Raw genomic sequence first — 214 nt, forward strand, 5'->3', positions numbered from 1 at the left:
TTCTTCTTCTGTTACTTCTTCCATTCCTTCTCTTTTTTGTTTCGCTAGCGCCGCCGCTTTCGCTTTTGCGGCCGCTGCTGCCTTCGCCTTCGCTTTGGCCTTTTCTTCTTCCGTTACCTCTTCTGTTTCTTCCCTTTTTTGTTTCGCTAACGCCGCCGCTTTCGCTTTTGCGGCTGCTGCAGCACGACGTTTCGCTTCTTCCACAGTCATACCA

1 pseudogene is annotated in these 214 nt (G+C 50.9%); it reads right to left on the bottom strand.

Annotated elements, in window-relative coordinates:
- Positions 1–214: pseudogene (locus MR079_RS29040) on the bottom strand (NADH-quinone oxidoreductase subunit C); the annotation flags it as partial.

The organism is Bacillus cereus group sp. BfR-BA-01381 (assembly GCF_022663555.1).
In the GTDB taxonomy this organism is placed as follows: Bacteria; Bacillota; Bacilli; order Bacillales; family Bacillaceae_G; genus Bacillus_A; species Bacillus_A pacificus.